A 23,281-nucleotide genomic window follows, 5' to 3' on the forward strand; every position below is an offset into this window, starting at 1 on the left:
CATCTCCTTATCTTGATTCAGGCACCTAGCGTGGCGCCTCCGTCCACACACAAGTTATGCATCGTAATATGTCTAGCCTGATCCGATACCAAAAAAAGCACACTATCCGCTATATCCGATGGCAACGCCAACCTGTTCAGCGGTATGCCCAGTCGGTATGCTTGCGGGGAACCCGCGATAACGGCCTGTGCTCCCTGCTCATCTGCCCACAATGCACGCTGCATATCGGTATCCGTCGATCCTGGAGATACAATATTACAGCGGATATGGTCTGAGGCGTATTCAAGTGCCAAACATTTGGTGAACATGGTTGAAGCCGCCTTAGAGGCTACGTAGGCGGACATGTGCATCCGGGGCACACCTGAAGCGTTAGAACCTACAGTAACAATCGCTCCCGATTGACGTTCGGCCATGTATCGCACCACAGCACGTGACATGTAAAATACACCATGTGTATTCACGTCGAAAGTTCTTGTCCATTCTTCATCTCGGAGCTCACTCACAGCCCCTGTGTATAGTACACCTGCTGCATTCACCAGAATGCCAATCGGGCCTAATGTCTCCTCAATATGCTGGATTGCATCTTCCACGGATTGACGATTAGATATATCCACAGGATAGGCTGTTGCCTGATGACCCTGACTATGCAGATCTGTGACCAGTTGATTCAACTGATCCTCTCGTATGTCGACAGCGGCAACAATAGCGCCCTGCTCGGCAAGCAATCTCGCCACAGCGTCACCAATGCCTTGCGCAGCACCGGTGACTACGGCTACTTTTCCATCAATCCCTGTGTAACTCACTCCTGTTCCTCCCTTGCACTACTGCTCCCTCTCCTGTTGGAGAGATATGTTAGCCTGCCGAACCCGATTGGATCATCCGTAAATCCGTAACATTTCTGTGCACTTGTCTTTTGTCCAATCTCCCATACCCGTATCTCTGATTGAAAAATGCTGCCAACTCTTTACTCCTACGACTCCGGGCTGCAGGCAAAACGCATCGTACGACTGATCAGAAACGGCAATACGGATACATGATTTTCTTCTTCGAACTCGGTATATTTAATGTCCAGACCCGGCTGCTTCAGCGCGGATAACCGTTCTGTAAGACTCGAAGCCTTATCATTGTTGCGCGCAGGATGCGTCTTCTCCTGTTCACCCATGCCGATCCACACCTTGACGTTCACAGGATGTTGCTCCAGACGTGCGACAAATTCCTGTTCCTCCGCCTGCATAACGTTTTGATTCCAGTGAAGCGAAGGACTGCCCGCAATGTAATAGCGAAAAGCCTCCGGTTTCTTAAAAAGCGTATGCAGCACGAACAATCCACCAAGGGAATGTCCAAATATGGCCTGTCTGCTCCGGTCAATCCGGAATTGCTGTTCCATATCCGGCTTCAGCTCTTCTTCAATAAACTGCAAGAATTCATCGGCTCCACCCTGTTTCGGTAAAGGTGTTCCGTCCGAATTCTGTGTATATTCCGTTGTGGCCTGCGGGGTAAAGTCATAGTAACGGTGCGGCGAAAAAGGGCCCGCCGTTGGATAACCGATGCCTACAACAATGGCCGGAAGTGCTCCGGTCTTCTCCGGTCTGCGGCCCTGTACACGAACGGCTTCCACCATCGTGCCAAACACCGAGTTGGCATCCAGCAGATAGATCACCGGATATCCTGAAGGCGGTGGCGCTTCTGCCGGTTGAAATACCATGATCTGATAGGCATGATTGCCGTTGCGTGATTTCATGGTCCATTGTTCGGCACGTGGAATCTGTACGGTGCTGCGTGCGATATGTTCAAGGGTGCCAGATGCGGGTTGATTGGGCTGAAACGTCATTACGGATGGTTCCTCCTCGTTGTTCTGCGTATATAAGTTGAATACTGAACTACACATGCTTATATGATATTGATTCTCATTACCAATTATAAGAGAGTCCATCCTGCTGTCCCATGGACGATATCCAGAAATGATTTTGATTATCTCCATATTCCCACATTTCTGTAACTGACTTGGTTACCCCTGAAAATAAAAAAACTCCCTCACGGGTATACCTGAAACGCTGGAATTTGTCCGGTTTCTGGCACTCCGCGGGGAGCTACAGTTCTCATATTGCGATCAATACATTAATGAATTAAATCTAGGCTCTATTATTGCGTTAACGCCTTCAGCGTATCGTCAATGACATGACCGTAAGCAATCAATCCACCGCCCAGCCACGGAGCGGGCTCCACTGCGTACACATGTCCAGCTTTAACGGCTGGCATGCTATTCCATACTTTCGTATCCGTCATTTCCTTCATGCTCCCCGGACCCTGTTCCACCGTGAAAATAAAGTCGGCATCAATCTCAGGCAACACCTCGGTCGATACCGTTGCGCTGTTCTCCGTTTGCACCAGTGCAGGCTTGCCAAGCCCCAATTGCTGATAAACCACATAACCACTAAAGTAGTTACCACCCATCATGCTGATCCCGCGAGGTGCAAAACGAATGATCGCTGCTTTCTTGCCCTCGGTCACTTTGGCGAGCTTGGCCTTAGCATCATCTACCTTCGCATGGTACGTTTCAATGGCTTTTTCGGCCTCAGCCGTTTTGCCCAGCAGATCACCGATCACCTGCAAAGATTTCTCGACATCACCCGAAGCATTCGTAAATACGTAGGTTGGTGCAATTTTGGAGTAACTTTCATATACTCCGTTCTCGGCATATTGGGCTGTGTGTAGAATAATAAAATCCGGATTGTACGCCATCAGTGCTTCAGGAGAAGGCAATCCACTGGAGAAATCCAGTGTTGGCACTCCGCTCAACTGATCCTGAAGGTAACCATGTCCTTGCGTACCACTCGCCCATTGGGCAACCGGTTTGACACCCAGTGTAAGCAGAGAGTCTTCCAGATAAGGTGCAAAAACACGCTCTGTATGCTCAGGAACGATAACATCATGTCCCAGATCGTCTTTAACAGTTCGTTCTCCTTTGGTGTCTTCCGTGTTCCCTTCGGTTACAGCAGTCCCTGATGAGGCCGTGGTCGAAGCCTCCGTTGTTGGCTGCTCTTTCTGTGCTTCTCCCTCATTTTCTGATTTTGAGCCACAGGCAGACAGCAGACCCGTAATCAATACCAGTACGAGCAAAGCCGAGAAACCGGTACTACGAAATGGACGAACGGAACGGTGTCCGTTACCTTTTTTCTGTTGAAACATGACATATCCCCCTTGATAAACATTCTCATTTAGATAGATGGATTATATGTCATGTAGCCTGGGAATCACCATGGACGTTATCCAGATATACATTTGGACAATATCCCGTAAAAATCAGCAGCGCTTCATCCAGCATGCGCATCACGCCTACGGCGGAGTAGTCAAACCAAGGATCACCTGTAATCAAATGAATCTGGTATTGCCTTACTGCCTTAAGCTGACGCCATACCGGCGAGTGCTGCAGACTGAGCCAGTACGCCCGCGATGCGGCCTCAGGGCAGACCATAACAAGAATCCGATCTGGATTTAGTGCAGCCAGCTGTTCCAATGTTAACCGTGTGTTGGCCTGAACATCGGGGAACGTCTCCAGTTGTAAGCCATTATTGTACAAGACCTCTTCAATGCCCGGATTTCGATATAGATACAGGTGCTGACCATACACTCGGACAACGATGACCTTCTCTCGGCCCACTTTCTGCTTTACAGAATCCCGTGCCTTCTCGACTCGCTGATTGTATACGCTAATCCACTGCTCTGCCTGTTCTTCCCGTTCCAGAAAAGCAGCAATCATGCGTAACTGCGCACGCCAATCCAAGTGATACTTCGGTACAAAACAACATGGTGCAATCTCAGCCAGCTTGGCCTGATCCTGTTCACCGATCTGGTCGGTACCCACAATGGCGTCCGGCCGGATATGAACCAACCGCTCCACGTTGGCCTCAAATCTCAAGCTGGTATACGGGTCGGTCAGTCTCAGATGAGACTGAATCTCTGTCCGGTGCGCGTTATAATAATAAGCGGTCCATTTGGGATCAATCGGCGCAGCGACAGGCATGACATTAAGCGCCAATAGCTGTCCAATGATGCTGGAGGAGCAGGTGGCAATGCGTTTTCTCGCATTTTTGGCATAATCCGAAGGAGATACGCCCACTTCCTTTTTAAATTTGCGGCTAAAATAATACTCATCGCTATAGCCTACTCTCAGCGCGATTTCACGAAGTTTATACCCTGTTTCTTTCAGATATCGTTTTGCACGATTGATGCGAAGATCGGTCAGATATTCCATTGCACTCTGTCCGTAGGTCTTCTTGAACAAATCCACGAAATATTTCGCACTAATATTGGCTTTGTGGGCGAGATCCGCAATAGACAATGGTTCGTCATAGTGCTCGTCCATATATACTTTTACCTTGGCAAGATCCGTCTTGGGACTGCGGCCGGTAACGGGCAACTGCGCAGGGGTCTGCGAATCATTTTCCAGTAACATAAGGCCACTCCTTTCGATCTGCTTGATCGGTTTGATATGAAATGTACAGGGCAATACTGCCGATACTATACTAGCTTAACGAAAATGATAATCATTATCAATTAAAATATCACATTCTTTTCCACCCAGTCAATCCATATATGGAAAAATGTACACAGTGCGATGTTAGGACTATCCAGTAAACGGCAAAAAAGCTAACTGCGTGTTTTGGGCACGAATTAGCTTTTGATGAGGAATTGCATGATTAGTTTTGACAAGAGTTGAATTGATTGAATTAATCACGGCTCCGCAGCTTGCCGAGCAGACGAATAATTTCAATATACAGCCATACCAGCGTAACCATTAATCCAAATGCACCGTACCACTCCATATACTTCGGAGCACCGTTGTCGGCACCACTTTCAATAAAGTCGAAATCAAGTACCAGATTCAGTGCGGCCACAATAACGATGACGACAGAAATCCCGATTCCGATCAGACTGTTGTCATGCAGATAGGGAACGGTAACCCCGAACAAACCAAGAACGAAACTGAGGAGATACATGATCATAATACCTCCGGTTGCTGCTACAACCCCCAGCTTGAAATTCTCCGTAGCTTTAATCAATCTTGTCTTGTATGCCATCAGCAGCGCAATAAAGACGGCCATGGTCAGCAAAGCAGCTTGCAGCGTAATGCCGTTATACAAGTATTCATACGTAGCCGAGAGTGCACCAAGGAACATCCCTTCTGCCACGGCATAGATCGGCACAAGGTAAGGCGCTGCAACAGGTTTGAATGAAATAATCAATGCGAGGATAAATCCGACGATTGCCCCTCCATATGCAAGGGGAAGCACTTCCTGCCCATTAAAAAACATCATCCAGGATGCAAATGCACTGCCCAGCAGGATTACCAGCGTAATAAACGCCTTGTTTACCGTACCGTTGATCGTCATACTAGTTTGATACCGATCATCTCCATATCCTCTGGAGTCTTCAAACGTACTATCTTTGAGTGTGGGGTTACCGCTACGTCCGATCAAAATAATCACCTCTTCTATGTATTTGGTTAATTCAGTAATGCCATCTCTACGTTCTACATTGCCAAATCTACGAATTGCATATTGAAAAATCTAATGCTTCTAAGCAGACGTGGGATGCAATCCACAGATCACATCCTTGTCTGTTGACGCAAGGTATAGGCTATATGTCCCAAAACTTTGCGAAGAATGCTTTTACACGTTATTCAGCATTTTCATCATTTGCTTCCAATTCTTAACGCTCTTGGGGCATATTCGAAATACTTATTTGTACAACACTTTATCTACATTGTATTTCGCACGCATCGTGTTGATGATATAGGTCTCGTAAATTTCGCGATCCACCGGATCTTCAATAACGCATACTTCAATGGTGGTTACTTCCTCGCGGTGTGACTTCATTGGTGATACCGTATCTTCAAAATGTTTCTTGATGCGCGGTCTTAATTTCCGTGCTTTCCCGACAAATAACAACTCACCAGCGGCATTGTAAAACATAAAGATACCGCCTTTTTCCCGTGTAATCAGGTGGAAATCGGTGAATCCATAAATGTGGCTAAGCTGTGGATCAGCCTGCTTCGTGATGGTGACATCTGGTGTTGGCACAGTAATATTAATCAATAGGCTCACTTCCTCATTATCTATAGGTTTACATCCTATCATATATTATAAAGGGAAACCATTTCATTAATAAGAAGCAAGATTCAAGCTTTTTTCAACTATTACGACAAATATTTCAAAAAAAAGGTTAACTTCCCTGATTCAAAGTGGTACTATAGGGGTATGAGGAAGAATTTGGGCACTAAGACATATGTCTTTATATCTACTTCCGTCTATTGTACCCTATGATTGATCATCTTTTTCATACTGAATTCTGTTACGCGCGCACGACAAGAGTACAGTTAGCAAGACCTAGCCTTATAGCTTTCCGATTCATCATCTACTCGACCCTTGCAGCAAGCAAACGTAGAAAGATCCTAGATTTACGAAGGTAGTATAGAATTGGATTCACCTAGAAAGCCTGCAATTATAGCCGTACGAGAGTAAATAGACACACGTAGAAGGACAGATAGCTATCGATCCTAGAGAGACTAGTCATGCAACGCCAACCTAGAAAGTTATAGCAGCAGCACTATAAAAGATGGATCACGTTTCACCCCAGCCCGGCATGATGCTAGGGCTTTTTTACGTTTGCGCAAACAACCAACCACTCCCGCAGGGAAACAGAGGTATCGTGGTTCTTTCTGCGGGGGTTATAATATGGCAAGATAGCAAATAAGGGAGTGATGGGATGTATTCCGATCTGCAATTGACGGAGGACCGCCCTGTATATATACAAGTCAAAGATTATATGAAGCGATTGATGCTCAAAGGCGGCCTGCAAGCCAAACAAAAGCTTCCTTCCACACGCGAACTCAGTACACTCATGAAAGTAAGCCGCAGCACGATTCTGCTGGCCTATGCTGAACTGGAGGAAGAAGGCCTGATCTACGCGGTCAAAGGCAAAGGCAATTACGTTAGTTCCACCATTGATGCACCTGAGGCAACATCCGGGTGGCAGCTGGACTGGAACGAACGTGTCAGCGACTACGCAATCCAGGCGGAGCAGTATGATCTGATGAAGCATGGCTCTGGCTCGGAGCGCGGTGAGATTTCATTTACCAGCATTGCGCCAGATGAGAAGCTGTTCGACATGCACAATGTAAAAAGAGCCTTCCTCGACCGAATGTCGCTTGAAGGTGAAGTGCTGCTGAATTACGGATATGCGCAAGGCTACAGGCCTCTTATGAAGTATCTGCTGCGCTATATGGAAAATAAGGGTGTCGACCTGACCGGCAAAGATATTCTGATTACCAACGGATTTACGGAAGGTTTTGATCTGGTACTGGGTGCACTTCGCAAAAAAAGCGGCAGGGCCCTGTGTGAAAACCCGACACATCATACCGCTGTTAAAAATCTGAGGCTTCATCAATTCCATCTTACCGGTGTCGATATGGAATCAGATGGTCTGAATCTGCGACAGCTGGAACGGGAACTTGCAGCAAACCCGTATGATCTGGCCTATCTCGTGCCCTCCTATCACAATCCAACCGGGATCGTCACATCACCTGCCAAACGGACAGAGATCATTCGGTTGATGAACCAGTACCATGTGCCGATTATTGAAGACGGCTTTAACGAGGAATTGCGTTATTCCGGTTCCCACGTCTCTCCTCTGATTGCCAGTGTGGGCAAAGGTAACGGACTCGTGTATCTGGGCAGCTTCTCCAAGGTATTGTTTCCGGGACTGCGCGTAGGCTGGGTCATTGCGGATGCGGCGCTGATTGATTATCTGGAAAGCATGAAACGGGCGCGCAGCATTCATACCTCGACGCTGGATCAGTCGCTGCTCTATCAGTATCTGAGCAACGGCAATTTCGAGAAATATTTGAAGCGGGCCCGTACGGAATATAAGCGTAAATATGAGCTGGTCGTTCGCTGCTTGCGGCAGTATCTGCCGATGTGCCGGGTTTCTGGTGAAGGTGGACTTCACCTGTTCGCACAATTCCCACCGGAATACCACACGAGGGAGCTGCTGGCGGCTTGCAAGGCAAAAGGCGTTACCTTCATGCCCGGGGATACCTTTTATCTTGAACCGGGCCAGGGACAAAACACGATGCGTTTGGGCTTCTCCCGGGTTAGCGATGAGAACATTCGCAAAGGCATTCGCATCATTGGCGAGACTGTTGCTCAAATGAGATGAGGAGGATTACACATGAAAGTTGGCGTGATAATGGGTGGCACATCTTCGGAGCGGGATGTTTCCCTGCTCACCGGACAGGAGATGATCAACCATCTGGATGGACAGAAGTATGAGGTTATTTCGGTAGAGATCAACAGCAAACGGGATCTCATCGACAAAGCCGCAGGGTTGGATGTGGCACTGCTCGCTCTGCACGGAAAATACGGCGAGGATGGTACAATCCAGGGCACGTTGGAGTCACTTGGCGTTCCTTATACAGGCTGTGGTGTCCTCGCGAGCAGCGTATGCATGGACAAAGATATGTCCAAACGGCTCATCCAGCATGCCGGTGTACCTACTGGCGAGTGGCTTCAGGTAAGCAGTCTGGATGAATTGTCATCAGCCACTGTGCAGCAATTAACGTATCCCGTTGTGGTGAAGCCCAATTCAGGCGGTTCCAGCATCGGTACACAAGTGGTGCAGGAACCCTCGGCTCTTCACACCGCTGTAGAAGCGGCACTTGTCTGGGACGAAGTCGTCATGATCGAGCAATATATTGAGGGCGAGGAGATTACCTGCGCCGTTCTGGATGGTCAGATGCTTCCTGTTATCTCGATTCGTTCAAATGCCGATTTTTTCGATTACACCTCCAAATATAATGACGGCGGCGCTGAGGAGCAGGTCGTGCATTTGCCTGCGGATTTGCACAAACGTGTAGAAGCGGCGGCATTAACCTGTTACCGGGTGTTAAAATGCAGTGTCTATGCCCGTGTAGATATGATGATTCGGGATGGCATGCCATATGTGCTTGAGGTGAACACGCTGCCGGGTCTTACACGAAATAGCCTGCTGCCAAAAAGTGCTGCCGCAGCAGGCATTTCCTTTGCCAGTTTGCTGGATTCCATCATTGATCTCTCGTTAAAAGAACGTCATAAGGAGGCAACGCGATCATGAGTCTGAATGTAACGATTCGTAACAGTTCCCCTGAAGATCTGCAGGATATGGTCATTCTTATGGATCAACTCGGTTACCCAACCACGTATGCCGAGATGAAGGAGCGTTATTCACACATCGCTGCGGATTCAAACTTTGCAACGTTAGTTGCCGAAGTCCGTGGCCGTGTCGTTGGACTGATTGGACTACAAACTTCTTACCTATATGAAAAAAACGGAAGACACTGCCGCATCATGGCTCTTATCGTGCATGATCAGTTCAGAAGCTCCGGCATCGGTCGTCGGCTTATTCTGGAAGCAGAGCAATGGGCAGCCACTCATGGCGTAGATTCCTTATCCCTGAACAGCGGCAATCGCCCGGATCGTGAAGTTGCGCATGAATTCTACCAACAGATGGGCTTTACCGCGGGAAGCACCGGATTTAGCAAAAAGCCGCAGGCTTTGCAGCATAGTTGACTGTTTACCAAGTAACAACGAAAACGCCCATTTCCAACACAAAGGTCGGAAACGGGCGTTCTCTATTTCGCTATAAGTAATTTATCTTTTAACCTTCATGGATTCATACGCAGCAAGTAACTCCTCTATAGCCACTCCATTGATCTTCATTCCTGCCACCTGACACTGTTCCAACTGTACGTCGGATAGATCACAGTCATTGAAATGACTGCCCTTGAGGTCACAATGTTCCCAACGCATGGGTACACTGTCTTTGCCGAGATGTGTATCCTGAAAATGAACACCATCCAAAGCACAGAATTCAACCTTGCTATCTGTTAAACGCAAATCGGCCAATAATATTCCGGTCATATTCAGATTAGTGAATTTGCCCCCACTCAGGTTGCAATCGGTCATCCGGGTATTCCGAAGATTGCTGGTGCTGAAGCGTACTGAATCCAGATCAGCCTGGTAAAATTCATTAACCGACTCCCCCTTAACATTGGATAATTCCTCGGATGGGAGCTGGATTACAGATGCTGTTGTTATGATTTTCTCATATCCATATTCATCTTCAGACGCATAGAGACAGACATAACCCATTTTTTCATAAAAATGATGATTATCGCGCTGTCTTCCCGAGGTCTCCAGCTTCCATATCTCAATCTCCGGGAATTCGGCCTCAACAAGTCCGATAACCTGAGATCCTATACCCCGACCATGACAGACGGGATCAATAAAGATTTTATCCAGCCTCGCTTGCCTGCTTCCCAATACATTCACACTGACTCCACCAATGGCGCTACCATCCCATTCTATAACGTAATAGTCCCATTCGCGGATCACGTAACTGTGCATACGAACAGATGAATAGCCTGGTGGACAGATGTTGCTGTCCGGAACTGTGTCTCCTTTAACCCAGACCCGGATCGCATGATCAAAGGCTCTGGTGCATATCTCTGTGAGCTTAAGCACGTCTTTTGGCTGAGCACGCCGTAATTGGATGGTCAAATGATTTTTCATATATAACACCTCTGGGGATTTATTTGGGATGACACGACAAAGAAGAGCACCTCCAATAGAGGCACTCCCCGATTCGTTTCATCATTTCAGAAACGCCGAAGCTCCTCGTAATGGGTCAAAAAGGACACACGTATCCCGTTAATGCTCTAACGGAATTTTTTCGATGTGTTCTTTCATGATCATTACGAGAAATCTGGCATACTCTGAAATCCCCTCTCAACCTAAGGCTTACATACAAATCTTACTTATGGCCGGTCGATGAAAATCCAGCCTGTTTCTTTTTCCTTATCTACAGATGCCCCAAGAGATTCTGCCATAAAGCGCAGCGGGACGTAGGTTTTTCCGTTTTTGCCTACATAGGCGGGTTCAACTATCGTTACTTCCTTGCCTGCAACAGTTGCCTTCTTGGAACCTACAGTCAAGACAATCTCTTCGCCGGTGATATCGTCAATAACGACGATTTTATCCGACCCTTTGGTCCATTTCACTTCAGCATCCAATTCCTCGGACAGATAGCGAAGAGGAACAAAAGTTGTATTTTTAACAGTGATTGCGCCAAAGGATTCGTCGTCCGGATACAGCATGACATTTTTGCGGGTGATTCCCGCTTCATCTTTCAACAGCTGATACACAAGTGAATTGGAATCAAAATTGCGCAACATCTGACCTGGCGTGATATCTCCCTGCATCAGATCAATTGCACCACCCGTTTTGTCCACGGCATCCACAGTCACTGGTCCACCAATATTCCACAGTTCGCTGTCACCGTATACGGATACCGATTTGATCGGCAGATCTTCAGAAGCAGGCAACGCTACTTTGAAATCATAATTCTGTTTACGGATATTCAGTGCGCTGTCCAGATAAAAGTCCAATTTGAGATTGGTCTCTGTTCCGAACACCGTCTTCAATTCAGGCGTTTCGGTCAACAAGCTGGCTAGTTCCTTGTCGTAATTGGCAAGGATCTCGTCAAGCCCCCCCTTAATCATTTCGTACAATGAAGCAACCTCAGCATCCCGCGATTCGCTAATAGTAGAAGGCAGGGCACTGCCGTCGCCATTATCAACCGTGTTGATCGTAACGAGGATAGGGTAGAACACATCATACAGATCTCCAATCAGATCCTTGAGTCCTTGCTCATCCTGAGCAACACTTGTCAGAAACGGTTTAACCATGGCAAGAAGCTCTTCTCCACTGATCTCCACATGCAGCTTGGAGAGACTCAGCGATTCACCGTTAACCGATTCCTGTACCGGAGTTACGGATATATTTTTCGGGTTGGACAAATGCTTCAGCGCAAAGGTCAGCAATTTCGGGGAAAGCTCCTCGATCTGCTTCTCCAATGCCTTCGTATCTAGCATAGGAAGCGTGTCATCCTCCAAAGATATGTATAGAGGCTTTTGCGCTCCGTCTACATCAATGACCATTTCCGATTTATCCATCGACAGATGGAAAGGTAATTTCTTTCCTTGCATACTTAGTGTACCTTTGACAGACGCCGTGCTGGAGTCCTTCACTTTGGCATCTTCAATATCCAATGAAACGGAATTAATGAGTTCAATCGTTTGAAGCGCATCCTCATCGACGAGGTTTGCTGTAGGTTCAATTTTTATATGCATGGACTGTTTGGATTCACCGGACTTGACGGTTGTACTGTTGACAACAGCTTTGCCAATATCTACGCCACCTACGGCCTGACATCCCGTAAGCGCAACCATCATCAAAACGAGTGGTACGGCAATCCACTTCACTAGCTTGTGATTTTTGATACGATCTCCTCCTTAGGAAAAATGTGGTTCACTCCTATTATGAGGGTTATAGGTAATTGTTGTAAACCAGGTAGATAAATAAATACCAAAAAAAGGCCGAACAATTGTCCGACCTCGGGTATGACGTATATTTAAACATTTGGTGTAATTGGCTTCTATAACAAAATGCCTAGTCGAATCATAAAAAGTTGAGTTTATTCTTTTTCTGTATCCTCTGCTTCAGTATCCTCATCGGATTCTTTACCATCGGTACGTGCAGGGGTTTCAAATTGATCCGGCTCGTCGTCTTGAATGGCTTTGTTCTCTTCATTCTGGTCCTGTGTCATATCATATTCCCTCTCTTCTACCGGATTCTCAGGCACAAGCTGTACCTTGTTTCTATCAATAACCGGAATAATGAAGAACTAAACAGACAGAGGTGCGAAATTTTAATTTAGAATTTAGAAAATATAAAAGACAATCCCCTTCCCGCTGGCAGCAGTTACCTGATATAAAGCCTGAACATCGTTCAGTGTCTGAACGATTTCCTGGAATGTCTCATCTGCGTCCCAATCATCCATGACAGGATATACGCCCTCAGCCACCATTTGCTCCAGGCTAAACCGTTCCTTCAATTCTTCAGGCGTCATCTGCTCTAACGCCATGTACGCTTCAAGTACCTGTTCGTTGTTCAGGAGGAACAGATCCATGTCTGAATAGTTCCCCAGATATTGTTCGCCTGCCAAAGGGACCACATATCCCAGAGGAGGCTGCCCCTCTACCACTTCACCAGTCAACGTAAATTGAAGCATCTGCCACATTTTATCGATATCCAGCTCGACCGAACAATCATGCACACTGACTTCACCTGACTTAATGGATTCAATCAATTCATTGGTAACAACAAGATATCTGCCGGACATGCCCATACCCTTATCCCTCCTAATGTATGTACTTCTCTTCTTTCCCATTAACCGTGCATGTTGTACAAGAATCGGGGAAAGAGGTGGAAAGGAACAAAACTTTCAAGGAGGAATGGATATGGCGCGCAAGTTTCTGCAAATGGGCTATACGCGGGCCAGACGTTATACGAATCATAAAGGCGGACGCAAATATTCGAAGGAGGACGGCTCTATCCTGCCTTATCAGAATGATAAGGTGAAGGCTGAATCAGCAGCCATTTTCAAAGCCCAATGAGAGATCGCCAAAACGGACCCCGATTATGTGAAAATGAAGCAGGAGCATCGGGAGAAGTATGAGTCGGAGAACACGCAGGAACATGGGTGAAAATACTTGATTCATGCGGATGTTCATTTTGATATAATGCAATACATCAAGCTGCACACACGAGATTAACGATGTACACCCATCCAAAGGAGCCCTCATGAACCCACCTAGCCACCATTTCGTTCTGACGCTTGTTTGCATCACCCTGTGTCTGTTTATTCTGCTTCCTTTGCCTGCATCTGCAGCCGAGTCTGAACTTGCCAGACAACATGACATGACGGCTTTTGGTCCCCTTCAAACCTATGTCGATGGGATGCAGCCGGGATGGAATCTGGGAAATTCCCTGGATACGGTTGGACCCGACGAAACGTATTGGGGAAACCCGCGGGTTACCCGCGAACTGATACAGCAGATCGCTGCCCAAGGATATCGGAGTATTCGCATTCCCGTTACCTGGGATGGGCATATTGGGGACGCACCAGACTACACTGTTGATCCGGCCTACATGGCGCGTGTTCAGGAGGTTGTCCGATGGGCGCTGGACGCCAATCTCTATGTCGTCCTGAACGTTCACCATGATTCCTATCTGTGGATCAGCCAACTGGACAATGATCACGATCAGGTGCTTTCCCGTTATAAAGGAGTATGGACTCAGATTGCTGATCAGTTCAAAGACGAGCCGCATAAGCTGATGTTTGAAAGTGTTAACGAACCGCGCTTTAATCGAGGAGCAACAAATGCAGGCGACATGGGCTTAGGCAGCAATATTGATGAGGCGCGACAGCTGGAGCTTTTGTATGAATTGAACACCGCATTTGTTGAACTGGTACGGCAAACAGGTGGAAATAACAGCGAGCGCCCGTTAGTCCTGCCTACGCTGGAAGGTTCACCAACACAAGTGAGACTCGACAGTTTGCATCAGACGATTGCTGGGCTGAAGGACCACAATCTGATTGCTACAGTACATTATTACGGATACTGGCCGTTCAGCATCAACATTGCGGGGCATACCACCTTCGATACGAATACGAAAAATGATGCGGCCAGCACGTTCAATAATGTGTACAATACGCTGGTTGTTCAAGGTATTCCGGTTATTCTGGGCGAATACGGCCTGCTCGGTTTTGACAAGCATACCGATGTCATCGAACAGGGAGAGAAGCTGAAATATTTTGAATTCATCGGCCATCAGTTAAAAGAAAAAAAGATCACGTCCATGCTATGGGACAATGGTCAGCATCTGAATCGGCAAACATTTCAGTGGGCTGACCCGGATTTATTTCAGATGATCCAAGCTTCCTGGACAGGACGTTCTGCCGTAGGAGACAGTGATCTGCTCTATTTCAGAAAAGGTACGCCTATGGAAGACAAGCAATTGACGATCAAGTTAAACGGAAACAAGTTAGTTGCCCTGTATGCAGGTGAACAGATGCTGCATGATGGCACGGATTATTCGTTCAGTGGCACCACGTTAACTGTCAGAGCGGCTGCGTTAACCCGGCTAATTAGCTCAAGTGAGAAGCTTGGGAACAACGGAACACTCATTTCGAAGTTCAATCAGGGTGCAGAATGGAAATGGAATATGATTGTGTCCACGGAGCCCGAGTTGGGCGGCGCAACAGGTACGGTAGACACCTTCTCCATTCCTACCCAATTTCAAGGTGATCAGCTTGCCACGATGGAGGCTGTATATACTTCCGGTGATAACACAGCGCCACAAGACTGGACACCGTATAAGGAATTCTTGACCACATTTGCACCTTCTTATGAGACCAATGAAATTAAGCTCCAGCCCGATTGGCTCAAAGAACTGCACGGCGGACAGATCGAGCTGACATTTCACTTCTGGAGTGGTCAGGTTATTCGCTACACTCTGATTAAGAACGGCAGCCAGGTGATTGGTGAGGTACAAAATTGAGCCTGTTCGAGCGTTGGGACTCAAAGTGCATTTGATTGCAATAGGCGCTGCTGGATGCAGCATGACCTATGCAGTACTGAAGATTGTTCAAATATAGACGCTGCCAGTTGGTATTCCCGCTGGCAGCGTCTTTGGGTTTGGTACGGTTTGGTACGGTTTGGTACGGTTAAGCCTGTGCCTTTTGCGGTTTACCACTCTTCGAACGGGGACGAAGCATGCCCCCTACGATGCGCAGCATTTGTCTGCGCGGCATAAAGCGGGCGAGCTGGGCCGTCCAGTAATTGGAAGCGCCTGGTACAGCATACGGCTTGCCTGACTCCAACGCCTTCATCGCTACTTCCACAACATGCTCGGGCGTATCCCGTTTGCCTACCGAGGCCTCTTCGGCTCCTACTACGTCAAAGAATGAGGTATCGGTTGAGCCAGGGCATAGAGCCAAAAACTTAACGCCTCGCTTCCGGTTCTCTTCATACAACGCCTCTGTAAAAGAAAGAACGAAAGATTTTGTAGCTCCATATACAGCCATGTATGGATCAGGTTGAAAAGCAGCCGTTGAAGAAACGTTGATGACGGTACCGTTCCGTTTTTGCAGCATGCTTGGCAGGAAAAGATGGGTCATGTTCATGACTGCGAGTACATTCAGCATAATCTCTTCCTGCTGCCGTGCACCATCCACCTGCTCAAACATTCCATGCGTAGCAAATCCCGCATTGTTGATTAATACATTGACCTGTATGCCCCGATTCATACATTCCTCATAAACGTATTGTGGTGCATCCGCTTGGGATAGATCCGCTACAATCACTTCCGTCTTCACTTGATAGGTTCGCTCAATCCGTTCTGCCAGTTGACGCAATTTGGACTCCGATCGGGCCACCAAAACCACATGTTTTCCTTTTGACGCCATATCCAATGCAAAAGTCTGCCCAATTCCTGAAGAAGCCCCCGTAATGAGTACCCATTGATTCTGAACCTGCTTCATATTCATCCACCCTTTTCGAACAATCGTTTTTTATCGGAAACACTGTTTCCTAATGAAATCATCGTATCCTCTTATCTTCTTCCTGTCAACTTCTTTTGATCATTTGACGATTTCCAGCGTAAAACAGTAGAATGACGATAAGAAACACGGTTTCCGTTAAACAACAATATGGATGTATGAGGATGAGATAGATGAAAGATCACAATTCGGGTTCCAAAGAATCCGCTCACACGGTCACTACCTTTCAGGAAGCCAGGCTCCAGCACTCCGAAAACCTGCGCCAAAATATTGTGCATGCCGCTGCATCCTTGCTGCAAGAGCACGGTCCCGAAGCCGTCACGGTTCGGCGCGTGGCAGAACGAATGGAGTGCTCCACCAAAATCATATATAACCTCTTCGGCAAGAAAGAAGGGTTAGCCAAATATCTATACATGGAGGGGTGCGCCCTTCTGTCCCAATCGTTTGAATCCGTGCCTCAGCAAGCATCATTCGAGAATTATTTTCGCGATCTCGCTTATGCCTACTGGGATTTCGGAATTACACAATCCAGCTTCTATCAGCTGATGTTTGGCGGTTCATTTGCAGAATTCAAACCAGATGCAGAGAGTCTGCAAGGAACAGCAACTGCTCTTAAACAAATCACGTCCCTGGTTGCGGCCGCAATTGAGCAGGGAATGCTTAAGGAGAATGATCTCCTGCTTGCAGTCCGTATGATCTGGGCCCCTCTGCATGGTGTCATCCATCTGTATCTGGGAGGCCATATTGAGAGTGAAGAAGCCGCCAAAAGGCTATATGATCATACGTTGTCCATGGTCATTCTCTCCCTTGTTGGGGTATCTGCGAATTGATAAGCATTGAACCTAGTCTTATAAAACAAATGAAAAAGGAGCATGCCTAGGCGTAATACACCTGGCATGCTCCTTTTCTTGGTTTAATCTATCTTCTGTATCGGATTCAGCCGATTTAACATGTTTACTGATTCTCGGCTTCCCAACGTGCAATTTCCTTGCGCACGATTGGAGCGACTTCTTTACCGAGTAGCTCGATCGCTCTCATCACTTCTTCATGAGGCATCGTGCCGAGGGGAGTGTGTAACATGAAGCGTGTGATACCGACTTCTTTGCGCAGATAGATAATCTTTTGAGCCACGGTATCCACATCACCCACATACAATGCGCCTTCCAGACTGCGTGCCGCGTCAAAGGTTGCACGGCTATAGTGTCCCCAGCCGCGTTCACGACCCAACATATTCATTACAGCCTGAGCTGGAGGGAAGAATTTCTCTACCGCTTCATCTGTTGTATCCGCAATGAACCCATGAGAGTGGGAAGCCACAGTCAGTTTGGAAGCGTCATGACCTGCATGTGCAGCTGCTTTTTTGTACAACTCCACCAGTGGTGCGAATTGAACGGGGCGACCACCAATAATGGCGAGTACAAGCGGTAATCCAAGCAGACCTGCGCGGACAACCGATTCCTGGTTACCGCCGCTGCCGATCCATACCGGAAGTTTTTCCTGTACCGGACGCGGGTAAATGCCCAGATTGTTAAAGGAAGGGCGGTGTTTGCCTTCCCAAGTTACCTTTTCAGAATCGCGTAGTTTGAGTAGCAAATCCAATTTCTCGTCGAATAGTTCATCGTAGTCGTTCAGATCATAGCCGAACAATGGGAACGATTCGATGAATGATCCCCGCCCTGCCATAATCTCTGCACGTCCATTCGAAATGCCGTCGAGTGTGGCAAAATCCTGGAAAACCCGTACCGGATCGTCCGATGACAGCACCGTTACTGCACTGGTCAGGCGGATATTTTTGGTTTGCGAAGCTGCTGCGGCCAGGATGACTGCTGGTGATGAAGCGGCATAGTCAGCACGATGATGTTCTCCCACGCCATATACATCCAACCCCACCTGATCTGCCAAAACAATCTCTTCAACAACGTCGCGAATACGCTGAGCATGACTTATAAGTTCTCCTGTTTTTACATCTGGGTTCGTCTCCACAAATGTGCTGATTCCAATTTCCATTGTCTATTCCTCCCTGTTATGAAGCGATCCGTCGTTCATCTAACCAATTGTAAGTAGATCACCTTTTGTTATTTACCTTAATATTGAACTATTTTGATGAAAAATACAAGTGCCCCCTGTTTTCCAGAGGGCACTTTTTATTTTTCTAAATAAATTCTTTATCTATACTTAGTTCCATTACATTCACATTAATTACAATGCCAGCCTCCCTAAGCGTTGTTCCATCCACAGTTATAGAGTCCAGTAACTTGGTGTAAACATACTCTATACCACCTACGCCTCTAATAATATCAACCTCATCATTCTCTTCAGGAACCATACCTATTTCCTGGACAATGTCTGCATTTAGCAACGTACTGGCTGATCCTGTGTCGAGCAGGATTTTCTCTAAATAGAGTACTTCTCCTCTATACGTAAGCTGTAAGCTTATAAAAGGCAGACCATATATCTCCGAGATTTTCATCGGGACCTCTTATCCCAATGTACCGCTCTCTCGCCACAACTTTCTGGACGAGAAGTATGAAAAAAACAATATTCCCGTCTTGGATCTTCCTGATGCAATTGACTGTATCGTTTTAATGCTTGTGTGGAATCATCAAATGAATCAATAACCGCCATCTCTTCAATATAACGCTGGCCTTCCCTAGAATGTGCCTTGGTTGCCTCAAAAACGACCCATTCGTTAGGGAATCGATTCTGAACTTCCTTCCATTGCATAGTGACACCTCCAGCCCGCTATTTGATCCCTATTATACCATGTTCCATGATCGATCCAATTGAAATGGTAAGCTACTTTTTCATTTACAAAGAGTATCCATTCTTCTCAAAATCCATTGATTTCATGATTATTTCCTTTTCCCAATGTACAGCAGATGAGACGAGACTCCCAATATCGACGGGTCTTTGGCCGCCTCAATCATGTACTGGATCAACTCATCGTTTTCCCCGCGTTCTTTCCAATATTGCTGCTGCTCTTCTGTGAGCATAGCTCTCAGACTGGACGATCCAATCAGGTCTACCGTTTCGAATCCGTGCTGCTCCATAAATGGGTTGATATCCTGAATGTTGAAATAGTACGCTCCTGTAAACCGTCCTTGATCCGAATGATCGAATGTGCCCTTTTCCACAAAAGACCGGATAGCTTCCATGTGGTCATGCGGTTTCCATTGCTGAGGGAATTGCAAAGAGGTAATGCCCATTCGCATCCGGCTCTGCATCGCTACAAAAACCGTTCCCCCACGCTTGGTGACCCGATGCAGCTCCCGTACCGCAGTCACTCGCTCTTCTTCCGTCTGCAAATGATATAACGGCCCCAGCATCAGAGAGGCATCATACATCTCATCTGCAATACCGCTCAGATGGGTCGCATTCAATACATGAAATCCGTCAAACTGCTGAGTCAAATTCAATTCCTTTGCCTTCTGCTGAGCCATATCCACAGATGCAGGGGTCAGGTCGGACAGCGTGACACGGTATCCGAGTTTGGCAAGCTCCATCGCATATTTCCCTGGTCCTGCGCCATTGTCCAGCACAAGTCCGGTTGCCGGGAGTGACTCTCGGATATAATGCATGTTAATGATGAACTCCAGCGGTTCCCGGTCCAGCCTTCCCCACTCGTCAAATCTGGAATAATACTCAATCACACGTGATCTTTCCATGATTCTGCACCTGCCTTTTCTCAACATTAAGGCCATAAAAAATAAAAACCTGCCACCTCAACTAAGAGGCGACAGGTCTGACCTTCGCGGTACCACTCTTCTTGACCCATGAACAGGATTGGAAAACATGCTCCAACCTATCCTGCCATAGCATCTCAGGACCTGATGACGGAGGTTAACCGTCAGGATCTACATGAAGTCAGTATATAGCATCATTTTCAACATCCAGCCCTTTCGTGTGCTGAACAATGACGATACTCACGTAACTACGGTTCGATTCTGCTGCTCACAGGTGAGTTGGGGAAGGTTGGACTGCCTTGCACCAAATCGACAGTTCTCTGGACCAAACCTTGTACCTTAATACTCCTGATCATTGCGTTTGACTGTTAAATTTTAACCAGTATAATACTTCTAAATATTTCCTGTCAATTCATTTCAAATAACTCCCGGAGGTAATCTCTTCGCCCATGCAAGATGCGATAAATGGTAATATCCTCTCCAATAATGCGGTAGAAAACCAGATAGGGAGAAACAACGATAAAACGGTATCCTCGCTGGATCAGGTTATAATCGTCCTCTGACAAAACAGAACCTATATTGGGAAAATCGGCAATGTTTCTTATTTTCCCATCCAGTTTATTAAGCATTTTCTCTGCCTGTTCCACGTTATCCATGGATATATAAGAGAAAATTTCGTCCAGATCATCAACAGCAGCAGGAGCATATCGAATGCTACTCTGTTTTGGAAGCATCCAATTTTCTCCGTAATCGTGTCATCACTTGCTCGTGACTGAGCAACTCTTCCCCTTCAGCCACCTGTTTCTCTGCGATGAGTAGTTTGGATTGTAACGCGGTTCTGGCTTCCATTCTACGGTACGCTTCATGGCTCATCACGACTAAATCAGCTTCTCCATTGCGGGTAAGTATCACGGGTTCATCCAGCTCATGACAATATTTAGAGAACCCGTTATAGTCCTTGCGTATTGTAGTTGATGGTTTGATCTGCATAACTTCCCTCCGATATCATTATAATCACTTAATTATAACATTATAATACTACTTTAATCATCTTGGTTCCTTTCTCCACATAACAAAAAAGAACCTTCACTTCCACAGCATTGCAGAAATGAACGTTCTTTACGGCTTAAGACAAGGTCAATAACATGGCAATCCAGTGCTGCCTAAGGAAATGGGCTAGATTTTTTTCACAAACTCGGACTTGAGCTTCATTGCGCCCAGGCTATCGATTTTGCAGTCGATGTCATGGTCACCGTCAATCAGACGGATGTTTTTGACTTTGGTACCCTGCTTAACTACCAGTGAACTGCCCTTCACCTTCAAATCCTTAATGACCGTAACGGTATCGCCATCATTCAGGACATTACCGTTCGAATCGCGTACTACTTTAGTTTCTTCCTCACTTTCTTGTTCAGACGCAAGCGCCCACTCGTGCGCACACTCTGGACATACCAGCAAATTACCGTCCTCGTAAGTGTATTCGGAATTACATTTGGGGCAATTAGGCAAATTAGACATATGTATTAAACTCTCCATTCATTTTGTGGCTTCCTCGCAAGTATACGGGAATGCAGTCCATTGTTCCACATAGGCACGACGTTAATCGATTTTAAACTAAATTTAAGATTACCCTGCCCCCTGATTTAAGGAAGGCTCTTTATACTGAAGTTCCAGAAGAAAAATGGTGGAGCATCACAACGAAATACTATTCTTGAAATTCTTATCTCACACGAAATGCTGATATATATTCTATAAAAGGAGTTTCTGCTCATGTCACCCTATGTTTTTCCTGTCCAAACGGCTTTCTTTATTTTTGTCCTTATCGCCATGTTTCTGCTGGTGCCTTGGTTGATCTACGGATATCGGAAAGATGGATTTTTTAGCTGGTCACGATTTGGCGTCAGCTTTTCATTTATTTTCTACCTACTGGCTGCATATTGTCTGGTAATTCTTCCTTTCCCGACCACTCGTAATACATGTGCGCAGCAAGCAGCGGATACCGTATATTACAACCTTGTTCCGTTCACCTTTGTAAAAGATATTATGAAAGAAACACCAATCATCTGGTCTCAACCCGCCAGCTATATTGGAATGATTCAAGGCAGAGCTTTTCTGCAGGTACTGTTCAACGTAATGCTTCTTATGCCACTTGGCGTGTATATCCGGTATTTTTGGCAAAAGAGAACGTACTGGAAACAGGCTTTATTAAGCGGATTCGGCTTATCCCTGTTCTTTGAGATTACCCAGATCACTGGCTTCTACGGCTATTATGATTGCCCGTATCGGCTGTTTGATGTGGATGACCTGCTGCTTAATACTTCAGGAACGGTACTTGGATTTTTCGCAGCTCCCATCCTGCTTGCCTTATTCCCGTCTCGTGCAAGCATACAGGCAAAAAGCGAGCAGATTCTGGAACAAAACAAGGTTTATCCAGTGCCTCAATTACTGGCGCTTATCATTGACGGTGTCGTTGTTGTATTCCTGTCCAATCTGATGTCCATTTTCAATTGGAGTAATACAAATGTGATCGTCGTTACGCTAAATACGTTGATCGCTATGTTGTTTGTATTTTTCTTTATTCCATCATTGCGAGATGGCAAGACTCCAGGGTCGGCCCTAATGCGGTTCAGATATGTTAACCGGGAAACTGGCGAGCCTTCCAGCACATCCCTGTTCAAAAGGCTGCTGGCACTTTACGCCCCTTGGATCTTGGTCACCGTAGCTCAATTCATAACCGACTATGCCTTTCTGAATGAAAATGCAATGCTCGAACCTTATAAGGTGTGGATCTCTGTCGGAATTTTTGGTCTGCATATGCTTATTCTCTTGGTATTGTTCGTTCATGTTATGCTGGTGCTGTTCTCCCGAGGCAAGCGAGCGTTTTACTGTGATGATGTATCCAAGACAAGAGCATCCCGAAAGTAAATGCTGCACTCACACCACTCACAGCACATAGATACAGGCGAAAAATAGTACCGTAGCGGTTCGCCATTAAAGTCGGCAAGTTCGATCCATCATAACAAAAGGTGTGCCTCGTCAACCAATGACAAGGCACACCTTTTGACTATGTGAGATAAAGTCCAGATGGGATCGAA

The 23,281-nt window shown here is 46.6% G+C and carries 24 protein-coding genes and 1 pseudogene; 7 read left to right on the forward strand and 18 right to left on the reverse strand.

Translation table 11 applies throughout. The features are described 5' to 3' along the window. Positions 1-17 precede the first annotated feature (17 nt). The 6 genes from ACFVQB_RS09745 to ACFVQB_RS09770 all read right to left on the reverse strand — a co-directional run bounded on the left by ACFVQB_RS09745 (position 18) and on the right by ACFVQB_RS09770 (position 6,098). The gene (locus ACFVQB_RS09745; RefSeq protein ID WP_379437584.1) at positions 18-803 is read right to left on the reverse strand and encodes a 2,3-dihydro-2,3-dihydroxybenzoate dehydrogenase; all 786 of its coding nucleotides are present in this window, start codon (positions 801-803) and stop codon (positions 18-20) included. A gap of 167 nt (positions 804-970) precedes the next feature. Continuing rightward, entirely contained in the window at positions 971-1,831 is an 861-nt protein-coding gene (locus tag ACFVQB_RS09750) for an alpha/beta hydrolase (protein ID WP_379437587.1), read from the reverse strand. Positions 1,832-2,142: 311 nt separating this feature from the next. Beyond that, entirely contained in the window at positions 2,143-3,189 is a 1,047-nt protein-coding gene (locus ACFVQB_RS09755) for an ABC transporter substrate-binding protein (RefSeq protein ID WP_379437590.1), read from the reverse strand. Between the two features lie 49 nt (positions 3,190-3,238). Further along, entirely contained in the window at positions 3,239-4,456 is a 1,218-nt protein-coding gene (locus ACFVQB_RS09760) for an AraC family transcriptional regulator (protein ID WP_379437593.1), read from the reverse strand. A 274-nt stretch (positions 4,457-4,730) separates the two neighbouring features. After that, complete coding sequence (locus tag ACFVQB_RS09765) at positions 4,731-5,480, reverse strand: Bax inhibitor-1/YccA family protein (RefSeq protein ID WP_379437595.1); 750 nt, start codon at positions 5,478-5,480, stop codon at positions 4,731-4,733. 261 nt (positions 5,481-5,741) lie between these two features. Continuing rightward, complete coding sequence (locus ACFVQB_RS09770) at positions 5,742-6,098, reverse strand: nucleotide excision repair endonuclease (RefSeq protein ID WP_062323036.1); 357 nt, start codon at positions 6,096-6,098, stop codon at positions 5,742-5,744. Positions 6,099-6,768: 670 nt separating this feature from the next. Here ACFVQB_RS09770 and pdxR point away from each other — a divergent pair. The 3 genes from pdxR to ACFVQB_RS09785 are packed head-to-tail and all read left to right on the forward strand — an operon-like array spanning position 6,769 to position 9,608. After that, the gene (gene pdxR / locus ACFVQB_RS09775) at positions 6,769-8,220 is read left to right on the forward strand and encodes a MocR-like pyridoxine biosynthesis transcription factor PdxR (protein ID WP_379437599.1); all 1,452 of its coding nucleotides are present in this window, start codon (positions 6,769-6,771) and stop codon (positions 8,218-8,220) included. Between the two features lie 12 nt (positions 8,221-8,232). Then, positions 8,233-9,153, forward strand: a complete 921-nt coding sequence (locus ACFVQB_RS09780) for a D-alanine--D-alanine ligase (RefSeq protein WP_379437602.1) — start codon at positions 8,233-8,235, stop codon at positions 9,151-9,153. Then, positions 9,150-9,608, forward strand: coding sequence for a GNAT family N-acetyltransferase (locus ACFVQB_RS09785; RefSeq protein ID WP_379437605.1), 459 nt, complete (start codon positions 9,150-9,152; stop codon positions 9,606-9,608). The genes ACFVQB_RS09780 and ACFVQB_RS09785 overlap by 4 nt, the downstream gene beginning before the upstream one ends. Positions 9,609-9,689: 81 nt before the next feature. Here the strand turns inward: ACFVQB_RS09785 and ACFVQB_RS09790 are convergent, their stop codons facing one another. From ACFVQB_RS09790 to ACFVQB_RS09805, 4 genes are all read right to left on the reverse strand, one after another. Then, a complete protein-coding gene (locus ACFVQB_RS09790) occupies positions 9,690-10,610 on the reverse strand; it encodes a GNAT family N-acetyltransferase (RefSeq protein WP_379437608.1) in 921 nt (306 codons plus the stop codon). Positions 10,611-10,855: 245 nt separating this feature from the next. Beyond that, positions 10,856-12,361: a copper amine oxidase N-terminal domain-containing protein gene (locus tag ACFVQB_RS09795; RefSeq protein WP_379437611.1), complete on the reverse strand. Its 1,506-nt coding sequence runs from the start codon at positions 12,359-12,361 to the stop codon at positions 10,856-10,858. Positions 12,362-12,573: 212 nt separating this feature from the next. Beyond that, a complete protein-coding gene (locus ACFVQB_RS09800) occupies positions 12,574-12,705 on the reverse strand; it encodes a hypothetical protein (RefSeq protein WP_256336468.1) in 132 nt (43 codons plus the stop codon). 114 nt (positions 12,706-12,819) lie between these two features. Continuing rightward, complete coding sequence (locus ACFVQB_RS09805; RefSeq protein ID WP_379437614.1) at positions 12,820-13,287, reverse strand: YfbM family protein; 468 nt, start codon at positions 13,285-13,287, stop codon at positions 12,820-12,822. Positions 13,288-13,369: 82 nt separating this feature from the next. Between ACFVQB_RS09805 and ACFVQB_RS09810 the strand changes: the two are divergent. After that, a pseudogene (locus tag ACFVQB_RS09810) lies at positions 13,370-13,645 on the forward strand (DUF4385 family protein); the annotation flags it as partial. A 97-nt stretch (positions 13,646-13,742) separates the two neighbouring features. Next, a complete protein-coding gene (locus ACFVQB_RS09815; RefSeq protein ID WP_379437617.1) occupies positions 13,743-15,503 on the forward strand; it encodes a cellulase family glycosylhydrolase in 1,761 nt (586 codons plus the stop codon). A gap of 166 nt (positions 15,504-15,669) precedes the next feature. Here the strand turns inward: ACFVQB_RS09815 and ACFVQB_RS09820 are convergent, their stop codons facing one another. Further along, positions 15,670-16,485: an SDR family NAD(P)-dependent oxidoreductase gene (locus ACFVQB_RS09820; protein ID WP_379437619.1), complete on the reverse strand. Its 816-nt coding sequence runs from the start codon at positions 16,483-16,485 to the stop codon at positions 15,670-15,672. A 191-nt stretch (positions 16,486-16,676) separates the two neighbouring features. On the opposite strand from ACFVQB_RS09820, the gene ACFVQB_RS09825 reads away from it, so the two are divergent. Further along, positions 16,677-17,333, forward strand: a complete 657-nt coding sequence (locus ACFVQB_RS09825) for a TetR/AcrR family transcriptional regulator (RefSeq protein ID WP_379437622.1) — start codon at positions 16,677-16,679, stop codon at positions 17,331-17,333. Between the two features lie 124 nt (positions 17,334-17,457). Here ACFVQB_RS09825 and ACFVQB_RS09830 read toward each other — a convergent pair whose 3' ends face one another. The 7 genes from ACFVQB_RS09830 to ACFVQB_RS09860 all read right to left on the reverse strand — a co-directional run bounded on the left by ACFVQB_RS09830 (position 17,458) and on the right by ACFVQB_RS09860 (position 21,704). Next, positions 17,458-18,510: an LLM class flavin-dependent oxidoreductase gene (locus tag ACFVQB_RS09830; protein WP_379437624.1), complete on the reverse strand. Its 1,053-nt coding sequence runs from the start codon at positions 18,508-18,510 to the stop codon at positions 17,458-17,460. 145 nt (positions 18,511-18,655) lie between these two features. Next, positions 18,656-18,973, reverse strand: a complete 318-nt coding sequence (locus ACFVQB_RS09835; protein ID WP_379437627.1) for an aspartyl protease family protein — start codon at positions 18,971-18,973, stop codon at positions 18,656-18,658. Further along, the gene (locus ACFVQB_RS09840; protein ID WP_379437629.1) at positions 18,970-19,227 is read right to left on the reverse strand and encodes a hypothetical protein; all 258 of its coding nucleotides are present in this window, start codon (positions 19,225-19,227) and stop codon (positions 18,970-18,972) included. Before ACFVQB_RS09840 ends, ACFVQB_RS09835 begins: the two co-directional genes overlap by 4 nt. Positions 19,228-19,355: 128 nt before the next feature. Further along, complete coding sequence (locus ACFVQB_RS09845; protein ID WP_379437632.1) at positions 19,356-20,168, reverse strand: class I SAM-dependent methyltransferase; 813 nt, start codon at positions 20,166-20,168, stop codon at positions 19,356-19,358. A 425-nt stretch (positions 20,169-20,593) separates the two neighbouring features. Continuing rightward, positions 20,594-20,920: a type II toxin-antitoxin system RelE/ParE family toxin gene (locus tag ACFVQB_RS09850; protein ID WP_379437634.1), complete on the reverse strand. Its 327-nt coding sequence runs from the start codon at positions 20,918-20,920 to the stop codon at positions 20,594-20,596. Then, positions 20,901-21,176 carry a type II toxin-antitoxin system Phd/YefM family antitoxin gene (locus ACFVQB_RS09855; RefSeq protein ID WP_379437637.1) on the reverse strand — a complete coding sequence of 92 codons (276 nt, stop codon included), beginning with the start codon at positions 21,174-21,176 and terminating at the stop codon, positions 20,901-20,903. The genes ACFVQB_RS09850 and ACFVQB_RS09855 overlap by 20 nt, the downstream gene beginning before the upstream one ends. A gap of 186 nt (positions 21,177-21,362) precedes the next feature. Beyond that, on the reverse strand, positions 21,363-21,704 hold the full coding sequence (locus ACFVQB_RS09860) for a zinc ribbon domain-containing protein YjdM (protein ID WP_379437640.1): 342 nt from the start codon (positions 21,702-21,704) through the stop codon (positions 21,363-21,365). 252 nt (positions 21,705-21,956) lie between these two features. Between ACFVQB_RS09860 and ACFVQB_RS09865 the strand changes: the two genes are divergently transcribed. Then, positions 21,957-23,111: a VanZ family protein gene (locus tag ACFVQB_RS09865; RefSeq protein WP_379437642.1), complete on the forward strand. Its 1,155-nt coding sequence runs from the start codon at positions 21,957-21,959 to the stop codon at positions 23,109-23,111. Positions 23,112-23,281 lie beyond the last annotated feature (170 nt).

The organism is Paenibacillus sp. NPDC057886 (genome assembly GCF_042796655.1).
Lineage (GTDB): Bacteria > Bacillota > Bacilli > Paenibacillales > Paenibacillaceae > Paenibacillus.